This window comes from Citrobacter sp. UYEF32 (assembly GCF_040546205.1).
In the GTDB taxonomy this organism is placed as follows: Bacteria; Pseudomonadota; Gammaproteobacteria; order Enterobacterales; family Enterobacteriaceae; genus Phytobacter; species Phytobacter diazotrophicus.
Window position 1 is genome coordinate 706,129 of record NZ_JBEPNI010000002.1, and the last position, 14,819, is coordinate 720,947.

Consider the following 14,819-nt stretch of genomic DNA (forward strand, 5'->3'; position numbering starts at 1 on the left):
TTTTTATATATAATGAGCAGGTCTGAATCCGCGATATTAAGAGAATATCCTCATACGCAAGGCAACGAAGATGAAATCCGAAAGTGCGTTAGTTTTAGAAGAGCTCAGGTCCAAATTGCGCCCCGCATCGGTGGCTCAGGTCGGTGGTTTTCGCCCCAGTGCAGATCCTCTTACCTCCTGGTTTTTAAAAGGAGTATCGCTTGCAAGCGAAGGGCTGCCTGTCTGGAGAGGGAAACCGATGTTTCCGCTTCTTCAGATTCGTATCGATGAGCTTCCTGTTATTCCTGAACAACTCGAGAATGTCGCTCTTCTGGTTCTCTTTCATAATATGGAAAGCCATCCTTTTGACCAACCCCATGGTGAAGGCTGGCTAATTCGTGAATATGCCACGCTTGATGGGCTTGAGTTATTACCTGAACTGGCCACGCCGTATCGCGCGTTTCCTGTGCGATGGTTAAGTGTCAATGATGATGCGCCGGGCTGGGAGGATGCCTGGGATATTCTTGATCTTTCTGCCGTAAACGATGATGAACCAGCCAGTGATAGTTTCTTTGAGGACTTTAGCCGCTACGGGGGAACCAAAGTTGGCGGATACCCTGCGGAAATACAACATGGCGTCGGGCTTGAGGATTTCGTCTTTCAGGTGGGATCTGAAGAAAAAGTTAACTGGATGTGGGCGGACAACGGCATTGGCTATTTTCACAAATCACCAGACGGCGTCTGGCGATTTTCATGTCAGTTCTACTGATAAATTGACCTGTTATCCGTTGTTAAGGGGCGTCGGTGTCATTAGTTTTTAATCACTTATGCAAACATGTACGCATTTCTGCTTTTTCTTATCGCTGCCGTCATGCCTCCCGCGGCCGATCGCGCCGCGCCATAAGCGGAGGTTACACTTAATATGTCGTTTCAAAATAGGGAGGAGGAAAGCAAAACGAGTCCCGGTGGCTTGCACCGGAACGCTTCAGGCCGGGTGTTGCTGGCTATCGTTGAGGCTACGCTTTTATTTCATAGTCCGGCAGAGGATATTGTCTGATAAATTCATTCAGCGTCTTACTATCCGGTAGGGCTGTCAGCGCGCCTTTCCGGGTTGTTGCCAGTGCGCCGCAGGCGCTGGCCTGCGTCATGGCGTCTTTGATTTGCTCAATGTCCTGCGGCATTCCAGCTTGAGCGATATAAGCAAGTAAACCCGCCAGGAACGCATCACCCGCTCCCGTTGTATCAACGCTGTTTACGGTGTAGCCATTAAAATGAATGATCATGTCGTTCTGCAGAATCATTGCGCCTTGCGCGCCATAGGTTACAACCTTCAGCCGTGCTGGTAGGGTTTTAAGGAAATCCAGCGCTTGGTTAAAATCGTGCGTCTCTGCCAGCCAGTACCATTCTTCCTCAGATAATTTAAGTATGTCAGCCTGTAGGGCGAAATGGTGCACAGTGTCATGCATCTCCTGCCGGTCGCTCCACATTTGCTCACGTAAATTCACATCAAAACTCAGCAAACCGTTACTCTGTTTTATTTTTTCGATAGCCGTAACTAACGTGTTGCGACAGGTTTTAGCGACGAGCGCCAGAGAGCAGAAATGCAATATTCCTGTACTTAAATCGGGGAGAGCGTCAGGTGTTAAAAACTGATCTGCCGAAGGATTGGTAAGAAACGTAAATCCACGTTCACCGTGATTATTAAGGGAAACCAGTACGGTACTGGTTCTGTGATGAGGATCCATCTGCATACTCTGGACAGAAACTCCCGATGAGCAGAGGGTTTCCTTTAAAAAAAGACCGAAATCGTCGTCACCGACCCGGCCGATAAATCCACTCTGACAATTCAGGCGAGCAGTTCCAACCGCCACATTGAAAGGGGCACCTCCGGCACAGGCCTGATACTGCATATCTGTTAGCGGTAAGAGATCAACTACCGCATCGCCAATAGTCCAAATGTTCATGACACTACCTCAAACATAATTAGTTATTTATACCCTGGAATGACCGGGGGTAAGGAAGCACATATACCGGCACGGCGATATATGTGCTTTCTTTGTTTCGCTGGAGTTATATAAAAATGACTTTAAAAATTGTAATCCAACATGATTTTATAATCGGTGGTGATGGCATCACCGTTAGTTACCCAACTCCCACTCTGATTAATTAATGAACCTGTTATCTCTCCGGAGAGTGTAAATCGAGATGTCAGCGGGTAATTAGCCGATACTTTTAGGAAGCGGTTTCTGGTATTCTGGAAGACTTCACCATCTTCGCGCTGGGCATTATTTTTCTTATAATGTCCATATCCCCCGCTGAATGTCGTTGATAATTTCCCCCAGTTGTGCCAAATACCCATTGAGGTCGTCCAGGTTTTATCATCGATATCACCCCACTGCGCTCTGTCTAACACAGAGGAGGCAAATTTCTGACGTAACCAAACACCGGTAGTGTTGTTGATAATATATTGAACCCCGGGCTCGGCCTGAAATGAACGGACGTCACGGTCATTTTGTGAACCTCCGCTAGGACGATGATCAATCTGTTGGTAAAGATAATTGAAGACCGAAAAATTGTCTGTTACACGCAGATCGGTAAAGAATTTGACGCGTGCCTGCCAGCGATCTTCAATTGAGGCACTTCCTCCCATAACGTCCCAGCCATAGCGCAGACGTTTGTAGAAATATTCATGGCCGACAATGAGTTGTGTCCACTGGTTCTGGCTGAGATAGGTCTGGTTTTCCCATGTTCCATTATAATTTGTGGTTCTGCCTTCCGAAAATGCCAGATACCAACCGGGTAAAGCGTCATTACGCATAACTCCCTGAACGAAAGTGAGAGAATCATTCCCGCTGTGGAAATGGCTGTTTCGCCAGTTATTATCTTCGATTGCATATTTCATTTTAAGCTGACCATGAACGCGTCCGCCTGCAGGATTAGAGGAGCGTGTTGATGTCCACATGACGTCTTCATCAAGATAGGACCACGGATCAACGGCAATGACCTTGCCCGATAAATCCTTCATGATGCTCATGCTTGCATTTGCCAGCGTCGGGAGCATAAGTGAAAAAATAACAGTCAGGGCATGATGATATTTCATAATAATATCCCTTTAGATCATTTCTTTAAATTGCAATTGTGCGTGGAGACTATCGTGTTGAGGCAAACTGATGCTCCATGGTTTGTCCGGCATGGCATACATCCGGGTGCTAAATGCCGCTTTGTCGTTAATATAAAAAACAGCAATTGAGTTCTGTATAAGCACGCGTAAATTAATTTTTTCACCGAGCGGAATATCAACCCAGGATTCAGCGTTACTCTGGTTAATCGATGCCAAAGGAGAATTAAAGAAATAGACTTTACCTTTACTTCTGTTGAACACAACATTCAGCGTCGCGTCACTCACGCGGTCATCTGTCAGCCCAAAGCTCATGGCCATTCCCGAAGAGGGAATATCCACCGTTGCGGACAACTCTCCACGCCTGGGTAAAGACGGATAAATGGATGATTGTAAGGGACCAAATTGTGTTGACGTCTTGAGCGTTTTAATCGGTTTTATCATCTGAACCGGCCCACGGTTATCTTTTATCGCCTTCTGAAGCTCTTGTGGAATTATGCTGTTGAGCTGGCCTTTTATACCTGCGGTCAATTCATGGACGACGAGGTTTCCTGCCCAGTCGATATTGCCACTATCGCTGTTTCCTGCCTTTGTCGGGATCCATCCAAACACAAATAAACGTCCGTCCTTAATTGCCAATTTACCTGCATAAAAGCCTGAGCCATCCACAACATAATTATCCATCTTATGCCATGGACCTTCTGGATTGTCCGCAACCCGGTATTGTGTTAGTCGTAGTGGCCACTGATCGCTAAAGCTCAGATACCAACGCCCGTTAAAGAAGACAAGTGTCGGGCATTCAAGGTTTGAATTACTGGTGATGGTGTCGTTGTCAAAAAATACACCACGATCTCTCCAGGTTTTTAAATCCGTTGAGCTATAACGCGCGATAATGCCGCGACCCTTGCTGCGGGTCGTGATCAGCATCCAGTATTCTTTCTTTTCATCAACCCAGACAACATGCGGATCGCGGAAGTCATTGCCCCGATAGTTAGTGCCCGGCAGGATGGTATCCTGTGGATGTTTGACCCAGTGAAAACGATCTTTACTGGTGGCATGCATGATTGACTCAACCGGAAATACGTTTTCATTATGTGCGGTATACCATGCGTGCCAGGTATCGCCAACTTTGATAATGGAGCCAGTCCCTAAAAGCAGCTCTGGATCATTGACATCATTAACGTAAGGAATAACCTCTGAATGGTTCTGATAATTATATAAGTTGGCGCTGGAGAGCAGGTGAATCGCATGTACGCCTAAATCGCTGCCGCCGCGCACATCATTGAGATAAAAAATATTAAATACACCTTCGTTATAGACAGGCATCGGATCGCCAATAAATGACCCTTCAATGCGCGGAAAAAAGTCATTAACCTGATTGACGCTTTTGTTCTGTAATATTTCTTTAGACATCTGTGAATACGCGGGGGTATTTCCGACAGAAAGCGCCAGCAGAGCGACGAACGTCGCCGTAATAAAAGTTCTCATGTTATACCCTGAGTATCAAAAGTTATAAGTCACACCAACGAGAGTGAAAGGATTCCAGGAGTGACCTGTGTATGTCCAGAGTCCTGTTTCTTTCGTGAATGACGCTTTGAATTCACCATAAAGGCGAACTTCACCAAAGACGGGATAGCTGATAGTGCCGCCAATAAATTTGTAGCGGCCATCGTAAAAGAGTTCTTTGGCATTACTGGCGTTCTCAATTTTGTCCTGTCCGAAGCCTATATACATTGACGTTAACAATGGATACCAGTTTCGCCAGAATCCGGCAGTCACTTTCCACTCCTGCTCAACAATATCACCCCAGCTTTCACGCACCTGCCGGTTATAGTAATAGTACGGGCGTAAATATAAACCGAGATCCGGATTCACTCGGTACTGGATTGCAGGTTCAGTCTCAAAAATATACTGCTCAAGGTCGCCATTGCCGGGTTGGTTACCCTGAGGTTGATATTCACCATAAGAATATCCGGCGATACTCCATTTATTCGATAAGCGCAAGTCCTGCCAGACTTTGAATCTGTTTTTCCAGCGCTTCGTTGCCGTCTCGGAACCAACCATCACTTCTGTGCCGATATTCCCGCGCCAGGTCTCGAAAATATGGCCGACAAAAAGCTCATTAATAGTGTTCGTTCCTTTGTAGTCCTGATTACTGAATTGTCCTTTATAGCTGTCTTCCCTGGCATTCCAGAAGCCAAAGTACCAGTTCGGTAATTCATCATGTCTCAAAAAAGTCTGAATGGTTGCAAGCTTGAATTTACCGCTGTTTTTATTTTTATTATTCCAGCGGACATCATCAATTTCTATCTGGCTGCCGATGTTTCCATGCAGACCGCCAGCTTCCATATTGCGTCCGATATTATTCCAGTGAACCGGCGGGGCTTCCTGCCTCAAGCGTAATAGACTTACATCGTCAGAATTGTTTGCTGCAACAGTCTGATTTTCTGTTAATGTCGTGCTGCTGGCCTCAGAAGGAAGTGCCGCAGGTACTGATGGAGACGGCTGTACCGTTGCTGTTCCTTCCTTTACTGGGGAGGAAGAGATGTGCGTTGCTGAATGTTGAGCATCGGTTTTTGTTGTTGAATGTCTGCGTTGAAGGCTGTCATCCTCATCGTGAAAATAGCTTTGATAGTTCCCGGTATAAGTATCCGATATCTCTGCATTGTTTTCGGCGAAGGCTGGAAAAGAAACAAAGGATAAAAATAGCGCCAGTGCTTTTTCCTTTGAAGATGGTTTTGTCCTGCTTTTAATTAGGGCTTTATGTTGTGCTAATTTCTCATCCATTTTTCTATCTCGTTATTTCAGACAATATAATGCCAGCCAGAGACTGGCACAAAAAATACACAATATGAAAAGTAATATGAGATCGAGCGTAATTATTTATCCATTGACCAGTATCCTGCCTCTTTCAACACAGCGGTTCCGCTATTTGCAAATAATAATATATCGCGTTGCTCTGGCTGCGGATAAATTCGGCTGCTTAAACAGGCTTCGCCTTCATTGACAAAAAGTTCGACGGACGAACGGTCAATAAACATTCGCAGTGAAAGTATATTGCCCTCGGGCAGGGGAATGCTACGCGTTCCAGTCAGCGAGAAATCAGGATAATTGCGCTCTAACACCAGACGCTGAGCTTGGTTATCAACGTAAGCGCGTAATCCATCTCCCAGCGTAACACCATACTGTTCTGCGGCAGACTCGTTACAGCTCCATTGCAGGATTAATTCTACTGCTTCGGCATCTGCAGCGACAAATACCTGTTGATTATTCAGGCAATGGACTGGGACAGGAAAATAACTCCCTCGCATGGCTGACACTTCTTCGACGGGCTTCATAATCAGGCGATTATTATCACCTAAGGTTAATTCGCGCGGCAGGGAGAGCATACCCGCCCAGCCATCCTGCTGCTCCGGCATTGGTGATTCCCACATATCCAGCCACCCTATGACGATTCGACGTCCGTCGGGACTAAGGAAACTTTGCGGGGCATAAAAATCGTGACCGCTGTCTATCTCAATGAATTGTCCGTCATGTATAAACGGCTGACCTGGCTGCCATTCACCGAGCAAATATCCACTCTGGAAAAGGTTACGATTTTGATAACCTTTAGCCGCCATGCCCTGGGGAGAGAACATCAGCACACGCCTGCCGTTCAGGGTAAAGAAATCAGGGCATTCCCACATATAGCCCATACCTTGTTCAGCCTCGGCAAAAATGCCCTCGTCATACCATTTATGAAGATCGGCTGAACGGTAAAGGCGTACCTGGCCGGTATCTCCCACGCGTGAGCCCACAACCATGTACCAGAATTCCCCTTCACGCCATACCTTCGGATCACGGAAATGATGCAGTCCTGGAGGTGTATCAATGACCATTCCGTGACGTTCGAAATGGATACCGTCACCACTGGTTGCCAGACATTGCACCTGATAGAGGTTGTCATCCGTATCAGACGGGCCGTGGAATTTATGTCCGGTGTAAATCAATGCCAGCGTATCGCCAACCACTACAGCGGAGCCGGAAAAACAGCCGTCTTTATCTGCCGGACCTTCCGGAGCAAGGGCAACAGGCAGATGTTCCCAGTGAATTAAATCTTTACTGCGGGCATGCCCCCAGTGCATCGGTCCCCATTTTGTTGAATAGGGATGATGTTGATAGAATGCATGGTACCAACCGTCAAACCATACCAGCCCGTTAGGATCGTTCATCCAGCCAGCCCGTGCGGCGAGGTGATAGCGTGGATACCAGCGGGGATTAATTCCAGCATGTGCTTTTTCAAGCGTCTCTTCGGCCTTTTTTAATAAGGATGTCATTGTCATTTCTCCCGATAAATTACACAGCGCCTGGCTGTAAAAAGGATTGCTCAGTTGAGGGCTTATTTGGACGCAAAAGGAAGATGGAAATAAATGTGGTGCAGAACACCATAATGCCCATGATCAGATAAGACTGGGCAAAGCCAAATTTTTCGTAGCTGAAGCCCGCCAGTGGTGATAACACGGTGCCAATAACGGAGCTCGTGCAGGCAAATCCCACCAGATAAATGGTGGAAGATAAACGCTTATCGAAATTCAGGCTGTTATATTTAAATATTGCAACCAACAATATCGGCAACTCAACGGCATGCAGCAGTTTTGTAATTGAAATGAGCAGCGGTCCTTCAACCAGGCCTGAGGCGATCATACGAAGCGCCATCACCATCCCAGCGAAAATAAGCCCATTTTTGGCGCCAATCCGATTAACCAGCCACGGTGCACAGAACATCCCTGCCGCTTCCAGAAAAACCTGAAATGAATTTAAATAACCAAACATGGCATTTCCTTCCTTCAGGGTAGGAAATTGCGAAGAAAAATAGACCGGGAATTGCTGATCGTAAACGCCGTAAATACAGGTTCCGACCACGAAGAAAATAAGTGCCCAGAAACGAGGTAACATAAGAAGGCGTAAGGCATCATCGAGGGAGACTTTTTTAGCCCCAATTTCCAGTTTCTCCATGCTCGCCGGAGCGGCAACTTTTAACCGGGCCAGCAGACAGAAGAAGACCATGCCAGAACATGACGCCACTATAAAGTTAAGGTCAGGGTTAATATTAAACAGCAGCCCGGCAAAAAATGTTGCGACGGCCCAACCCAGAGAGCCCCACATGCGAGCCCGTCCAAATTCAAAATGGCTTTGACGTGCAACACGCTCGGTATATGACTCCAGCACGCCGATACCGCCGTTAAATGTCATGCCAATAAACAGACCACCAAAAATGCTGCCCAGTAAGATATTAAGCTTGAGCAAATAGCTAAAACAGAGATAAGCGGGGGCGGAGAGGATCAGTAGGGCCGTAATAAACCACAGCAGGTTTTTGCGCAGGCCAAGACGGTCCTGAATAAAACCGTAGAACACCTGAGCGACCAGGGCTGAGACCGATAAGACGGAAAAAATAATACCTGTTTCAGAGGCTTTTAATCCCACTTCCTGATGAAGCCATATTGAAAGAAGCGAGCTGGATGACGACCAGGTGACGAAGAAAAAGAACAACAGGGCGCTGAGCAGCAAATAGTTGCGAGAAGACCGTTTTTTCATCTGAGAAATCTCATAGCGGATTATATGTGTTGATGGTAACGTTAACATGCGTTACCCACACCGCTTTTTGGGTCGATATACGATGTTAATCACAAAGGTTAACGTTAACATTGGTGTTTTGAGATCTGTGTCAAATTTTTGTTCCAAATTCCCAAAATCCCAGGCTCAATGCTTAGAATAATGAGTTCATTTTTATGGATAATCTTTATTGTGAAGCTTCGCTTACGCAACGAGGATTGAGGCGTGTTTATGCTAAACGGAAGGTTATGGCGTCTTTAAAAGATGTGGCCAAAATGGCTAATGTATCGTTAATGACCGTTTCTCGGGCACTGAATAACCCTGAACGCGTAAAGCCTGAGACGCTTGCGCGGGTACAGGAGGCGATTCTGCATCTGAACTACGTACCCGATCTGTCAGCAAAACAGATCCGTAGTGTCGGAACGAAAAATAAAACGATTGGCGTCCTCGCACTGGATACGGTAACCACACCCTTTTCGGTAGAAATTACACTGTCAATTGAGGAGACTGCCCGCGCACACGGCTGGAACAGCTTCGTGGTGAATATGTTCTCTGATGATAATCCTGACGATATTGTCGATCTTCTCCTCGCGCACCGACCCGGGGGTATCATTTTCACTACCATGGGGCTGCGCGAAGTGCGCGTCCCGCCCAAATTACTTACGCATCCCTGTGTGCTGGCAAACTGTCAGAATCAAGGGGAGCCTGTTGCCTGTTATATCCCTGACGATGAACAGGGGCAATATACTGCAGTACAAGCGTTGCTGGATGCAGGGTACCGTCGGCCAATTTGTTTGCATCTGCCCGCCAATCACCTGGCAACTTCCCGTCGCAGAAAAGGGCTGGAGCGAGCCTGTCGCGAGGCAGGAATTGATCCTGACACGCTGGATCATTGTTATATGCAATTTGGCGATGAACATTATCGTGATATTCCTGACATTCTGTTAGCGCATATTCATGAAGGGAAACCGCAGTTTGATTCGGTTATTTGCGGTAACGACCGTATTGCATTTATGGTGTATCAGACCCTTTTGGCGAGAGGGATACGTATCCCACAAGATATCGGCGTTATTGGCTACGATAACCTTGTAGGGATTGGCAACCTGTTTTTGCCTCCTTTATCAACGGTACAGTTACCGCACTATGAAATTGGTCGGCTGAGTACATTGCACATCATTAACGGTGATGAGAGCAACGAAAGGGTACTGGTTGATAGTCCCTGGTTAGTTCGCGAGTCCTTTTGAGAAGTAATGAACAGGAAGATTCCTCATTCCTCATAAGCTGCTTGTTCATCAGACAGGGCATTGTGAGGGAATGAATATCGTGAGTTGAAGAGGGCAAGGCAACGCTATCCTCAATCAAGGGTAACGCGGTGCCTTTTATTGAGTTGTAGTACGAATGTGTGCCTAAACCTCACTTACGGCTGTTTTTATATCTATTTATATTCACCGTAAATATTCGCTTATCTTAATATCCTTCATCCATCACCTGATGGATTAAGAAATATAAGTCATAAATACAAAGGCGCTATCGGAATTAGCGTTTCTACCTGCCAGTACATAATTGCAAAGCAGTATATCTCAGGTCAAATACGGATATCTTTCGATGTTAAGCCGTATTATCACTCACCCTGCATCTCTCTTTTGTCATTAGTGGTGTCCACCATCAGTTTTCCTGGGCGCACGGAATCTTTAATGGACACCGCTGAACATCAGTAAATTGACGGGATTATCAGGGAACTTCTGACGCTATAAGTCACATTAAGCAATGGTCGGCCTGCGGTACTTGATACGTTTGTCACTCGGCCAGTCAGTAATAAGTCTTTAGCGGTCGTGTTAATCACGAATGGAACGACAGGGACAGCCAAGTTTGGTCGCTGGACGCTGAACCCAAACCGATACGCCTTCGCAACCATCACATTTGCATGCCACGAATATGCTGCTGTGGTTGTGCTGCGGCACGGATATGTCAGTCCAGTGGCACGGCAGAATATACAGGGTATTCGTGCATGAAACCTTTTCATCTGCGGGCCGGAAAACAGGACGTCCAAAATATGGTTGCGGCGCCTGGCGCTGTGCGTCGGGATTCATGGGCATCCTTCGATAACGCGATGCTGGTCGGTATGTCGGCGGGTGGATTTGCGGTTATCGAAACTGGCGCAGCAAACCCACCCGCGACCGATACGCAGGGGTACTGGGGGGCGGCCTATTGGGCCAGCGACGAAGCGGCCGCAACAGCCCTTACGATCTGCTCAAGCCAACAAAGCAGCGGAGCACCGAAATGTACGCTCTACGCAATAAACAATCATTATGCTTCGAAGGCACCCCCCGAAAGAGGTGCGTACATGCGGTCGGGGTAGTATTGACGGACGATAATATCCGCTTCATATCGCCGTGAGATAGCAAGGAATAATCTGCGGGAAAGTCCAATGTAACGCACCTGCTCCCGCATATGGTTTCCCCGCGTCAGAAGCGGTCGTCGCCCTGTTTCCTCTGGTTATGACTGATGCGCAGGAATTCGGGCAATTACCTTAATTTCAAAATCGAATCCTGCAAGCCAGTTGACGCCAACAGCAGTCCAGTTTGGATAAGGGGGATGCGGAAAAACAGACTGCTTAACCTGCATAATGGCGGGAAATTGATTCTCGGGATCGGTATGAAAGGTCGTGACATCAATCAAATCATCAAAGGTACATCCAGCAGCATCAAGAACCGCTTTCAGGTTATCGAAGGCAAGTCGGACCTGAGCGGCAAAATCGGGTTCCGGCGTGCCATCTGGCCGGCTTCCGACCTGACCAGAAACAAACAGTAAGTCGCCAGAACGGATCGCGGCGGAATAACCGTGTTCATTATAGAGAGCATGGCGATGAGCAGGAAAAACAGGTTCGCGTTGAATCACAGGGTTTCCTCTTTTCAAATAGATAGTGCAGATGAAGCAATACAGGATGGAATGATTTAACATACGTGATGTATGTGTAATGATTATCACATACATCACGTATGTCAAGTGAGATACGCGATGTATGTCAAAAAGGAGAGGGTATGGCTGTTAACCGCCGAATCGAGGCGATGGAAGAAAATCGCGCAAAAATGATTTCAGCCGCGCGTAAGGCCTTTGCAGAAAAAGGCTTTGCTAATGCATCAATGGATGAATTAACCGCAAGTGTGGGTCTGACACGCGGTGCGCTTTATCACACCTTTGGTGATAAAAAGGGGTTACTTGCCGCGGTCGTCACTCAGATAGATAGCGAAATGGCTCAGCGCGCAAAAGCCGCTGCCGCAACAGCCAGCGATGACTGGGAGAGATTGCTGGCCGAAGGTATTGCCTACATTCAGATGGCGCTGGACCCCGAAGTGAGGCGTATTGTCCTGCTTGACGGCCCGGCTTTCCTGGGCGATCCCGCTCAATGGCCCAGCCAGAATAGCTGCCTTGAATCCACCCGACAAACCCTGACAAGCATGATTGAACGCAAGGTCGTCAAAGAGATGGATGCAACGGCCGCTGCGCATCTGTTGAACGGAGCGGCGCTCAATGCTGCACTGTTGATAGCCGCGAGCGACGCTCCGCAAAAGAGACTGCCAGACGTTATTAAGGTGTTTACGCTGCTTGCCAGCGGGTTACGTCATCATTCAGGCGAATCGCACTAAGATCGCTATGGGATGCGGCTGGCCGGATCTGAGGGGAGACCAGAGGCGCGCCGGATAAGCCGGATACTTAGTCCGGCGCCTGCCGCCAGACATACCGCCATCGCCAGAAGCGCCACGATAAAGGCATGCGTGATATTGGCTCCGCTCATAGCGGGCCTTTTGTTCAGTCGGTTTGTCCGCTTTGTGGCTGGCGCGGACTGCGCTATCACCCTGCAGGGTTAATAAACCTCGGGCAAATTAGCAAGGAGCTTTACAAAGCGCTTCCTTACTTCTTTGTATCCGTTATCTTCATAAAATTTATGCGCTCTGGTTCTTCTTTCACTGCTTGAAAGCTCAATCTGAGAACATTTTTTATCGAGGGCCATGCGCTCAGAGGCAATCAGAAGTTGCTGGCCTATCCCCGCCCCACGTGACGACTCATCTATGACCAGAGCTGAAATTAATGCCCATAAGTTATTTTCATGAACAGGTGTGATAAAGTTTATAACAACAACTCCACAAACTTCCTTATCTAATTCAGCCACTAAAGTACAAAGCGTACTCTGCGTCTCACAGATACGTTGTTCTAAGCTCTCAGTGTCTGTCTGATAGCCCAACTGTAGAAAAAGCTTTTTTAGAGAGGGAATATCTTTTGATTCTGCCGATCTTATTAAAATCATTGTGATCATTTCCTTCGGTGGGGTTCAACAAAAATATCCAGATTCCATCAATCAAATCAATAAAAGTTGCAAACCACACGAGGAAAAAGACAATTCAACATAGCCGTCCAGGAAACAGGCTTACCCAACCTGCTGTCATCCATTATGGATTTTGATGTGATGCCCACTTCTGGCTCACTACTGACCTTGCCGGACATGAGTTTCTTCTGTATGCAAAAAGCGGATATCGCGAAGGTTACGGTGTGAACTGGACAAATATCGAAAAGCATATGATCCGCCTGGGTGGTATATTTGCAATCTGATCACAATGAGGAAGGCTATGGGTCATGGCAGCGTTAAATCATGTATTACCTTCTGTTTTAATTATAGAAATCAGCGGGCGCGCATATATAGTTAAGAAGGGTTGATTAATTAAAATCATCTCGAAAATCTCTTAACGCTAAATTTGTATATTCTGTATGCGCAAAGTAGCTCGTTAGAAAATCGAAATCAAAAAAAGGTGATTTTTTATTATTAAAGACCTCATGTCCAATGAACATATCTCTCTTTCTGTTGAATATATCTTGCGACTTATTAATGATTTGAACGTCTTCCATATTCAAGTTGCTTTTAAAATTCTCCATCTGCAATATAATATCTCTGTCCTCAAAATGAAGATATAAACTACCCGAGAAAAAGATATACAACCCTATATTGAAATCCGCATAATCCAAACTCTTTCCTGATAGCCAAATATATTTACTCCCAATAGTGAAAGATATGGGAAGGGAATGAAAAATTTTTTCCTTTACATTATTGAGACACATACAATATGTAACATCCCCTTCGGCAACTATTTTAGCCCTTCTCAACAAGAATGATACTAATGAATTTTCAGAAACAAATCTATCAGCAACTTTCGCAATTACTCCCTGAGGGTTTTCATCAATGGCCTGGCAACACCAAAGATCTTTATCAGCATTTATTTCTAGATATTTGGCACTCACAACGATCTTGTCATTCTCACAAATGGGATCTATCGCAAAGTAAGAATACAACCCTGAGGTATTATCCAGGTTAAGCAAGGATGGATATCCCTCAGTAATATAGATATTGTAATTCATTGCGGCTCCTATCATTCACTTTGAAACTATATTAAGTTACAGTTTCATTATTAATTAGCGTTGCACTATCTGATTAAATATCAACTAAGCTTTGCAAATTTTTTTCTCAGTTAATCTATATTCATTTCTTGTCGCTACTTTCCCAATATTTTTTATTGCGGGATTGCTTCAGGTTCCCGTGACCAAAACTACACCATTATAAGCTAACATCTGTTGAATTTCAGGGCCAAAAGGCTCGAAATCATACGGATCTACATAACGATCTTACTTTGCGAGCCTGAAACTGTCTGTGATAGTTTATACGCCTCTCCGGTATGATGAGCACCTTCCTTCTCTATGAGAACAATCGAGAACTTCCGCTCCTCGCGCTTAACAGACCTCCCACCCCCACAGAGTCTGCTAGTCCTGATATACCGGTGAATAAACAGGGTGCAGGGCGTCGGAGGTTAGAAAAAGTTAGTTCAACGGTTTGACTGAAAAATTTCGCTTAAACATTCGTTACCTGAGCGACATCAGGGAGCTTTCAGTAAGAACCGTGCTGCTGGTGACGGATTTGAGCGCAGCTTAAGCGAAGGGGCGGTTGAATAAAAATGGACATACTGATTTCGCCTGCCGGGGATAGCTGTTTCGTACCAGAAAAGAGCATATGTAAAAAACGGTTTTGGCCCCATCAATTTTGAAAGTGCATTCATATTGATACAATGCCAATACTGCTCTTCAT

At 46.2% G+C, this 14,819-nt stretch carries 13 protein-coding genes; 3 read left to right on the plus strand and 10 right to left on the minus strand.

The window, feature by feature from the left end; translation table 11 throughout:
* The first annotated feature begins 70 nt into the window (after nucleotides 1-70).
* On the plus strand, nucleotides 71-748 hold the full coding sequence (locus ABIB59_RS07785; RefSeq protein WP_354034822.1) for a DUF1963 domain-containing protein: 678 nt from the start codon (nucleotides 71-73) through the stop codon (nucleotides 746-748).
* 247 nt (nucleotides 749-995) lie between these two features.
* On the opposite strand, the gene ABIB59_RS07790 is transcribed toward ABIB59_RS07785, so the two are convergent.
* The 6 genes from ABIB59_RS07790 to ABIB59_RS07815 all read right to left on the minus strand — a co-directional run bounded on the left by ABIB59_RS07790 (nucleotide 996) and on the right by ABIB59_RS07815 (nucleotide 8,671).
* Nucleotides 996-1,943: a PfkB family carbohydrate kinase gene (locus ABIB59_RS07790; RefSeq protein ID WP_354034824.1), complete on the minus strand. Its 948-nt coding sequence runs from the start codon at nucleotides 1,941-1,943 to the stop codon at nucleotides 996-998.
* Between the two features lie 122 nt (nucleotides 1,944-2,065).
* Complete coding sequence (locus ABIB59_RS07795) at nucleotides 2,066-3,079, minus strand: OmpG porin family protein (protein ID WP_354034826.1); 1,014 nt, start codon at nucleotides 3,077-3,079, stop codon at nucleotides 2,066-2,068.
* 12 nt (nucleotides 3,080-3,091) lie between these two features.
* On the minus strand, nucleotides 3,092-4,585 hold the full coding sequence (locus ABIB59_RS07800; RefSeq protein WP_354034828.1) for a family 43 glycosylhydrolase: 1,494 nt from the start codon (nucleotides 4,583-4,585) through the stop codon (nucleotides 3,092-3,094).
* Between the two features lie 15 nt (nucleotides 4,586-4,600).
* On the minus strand, nucleotides 4,601-5,884 hold the full coding sequence (locus ABIB59_RS07805) for an OmpG porin family protein (RefSeq protein WP_354034830.1): 1,284 nt from the start codon (nucleotides 5,882-5,884) through the stop codon (nucleotides 4,601-4,603).
* Nucleotides 5,885-5,976: 92 nt separating this feature from the next.
* Nucleotides 5,977-7,413, minus strand: a complete 1,437-nt coding sequence (locus ABIB59_RS07810) for a glycoside hydrolase family 32 protein (protein WP_354034832.1) — start codon at nucleotides 7,411-7,413, stop codon at nucleotides 5,977-5,979.
* Between the two features lie 19 nt (nucleotides 7,414-7,432).
* Complete coding sequence (locus ABIB59_RS07815; RefSeq protein WP_132438982.1) at nucleotides 7,433-8,671, minus strand: MFS transporter; 1,239 nt, start codon at nucleotides 8,669-8,671, stop codon at nucleotides 7,433-7,435.
* A gap of 266 nt (nucleotides 8,672-8,937) precedes the next feature.
* On the opposite strand from ABIB59_RS07815, the gene ABIB59_RS07820 reads away from it, so the two are divergent.
* On the plus strand, nucleotides 8,938-9,933 hold the full coding sequence (locus ABIB59_RS07820; protein WP_132438812.1) for a LacI family DNA-binding transcriptional regulator: 996 nt from the start codon (nucleotides 8,938-8,940) through the stop codon (nucleotides 9,931-9,933).
* A 1,252-nt stretch (nucleotides 9,934-11,185) separates the two neighbouring features.
* On the opposite strand, the gene ABIB59_RS07825 is transcribed toward ABIB59_RS07820, so the two are convergent.
* On the minus strand, nucleotides 11,186-11,587 hold the full coding sequence (locus tag ABIB59_RS07825; RefSeq protein WP_079496650.1) for a RidA family protein: 402 nt from the start codon (nucleotides 11,585-11,587) through the stop codon (nucleotides 11,186-11,188).
* Nucleotides 11,588-11,730: 143 nt separating this feature from the next.
* Between ABIB59_RS07825 and ABIB59_RS07830 the strand changes: the two genes are divergently transcribed.
* A complete protein-coding gene (locus ABIB59_RS07830) occupies nucleotides 11,731-12,336 on the plus strand; it encodes a TetR/AcrR family transcriptional regulator (RefSeq protein WP_039079390.1) in 606 nt (201 codons plus the stop codon).
* A gap of 5 nt (nucleotides 12,337-12,341) precedes the next feature.
* Here the strand turns inward: ABIB59_RS07830 and ABIB59_RS07835 are convergent, their stop codons facing one another.
* The 3 genes from ABIB59_RS07835 to ABIB59_RS07845 form a co-directional block, all read right to left on the minus strand.
* Nucleotides 12,342-12,485: a hypothetical protein gene (locus ABIB59_RS07835; protein WP_354034965.1), complete on the minus strand. Its 144-nt coding sequence runs from the start codon at nucleotides 12,483-12,485 to the stop codon at nucleotides 12,342-12,344.
* 69 nt (nucleotides 12,486-12,554) lie between these two features.
* The gene (locus ABIB59_RS07840; protein ID WP_107224384.1) at nucleotides 12,555-12,995 is read right to left on the minus strand and encodes a GNAT family N-acetyltransferase; all 441 of its coding nucleotides are present in this window, start codon (nucleotides 12,993-12,995) and stop codon (nucleotides 12,555-12,557) included.
* 407 nt (nucleotides 12,996-13,402) lie between these two features.
* A complete protein-coding gene (locus tag ABIB59_RS07845) occupies nucleotides 13,403-14,098 on the minus strand; it encodes a hypothetical protein (RefSeq protein ID WP_354034835.1) in 696 nt (231 codons plus the stop codon).
* Between the last annotated feature and the right edge of the window lie 721 nt (nucleotides 14,099-14,819).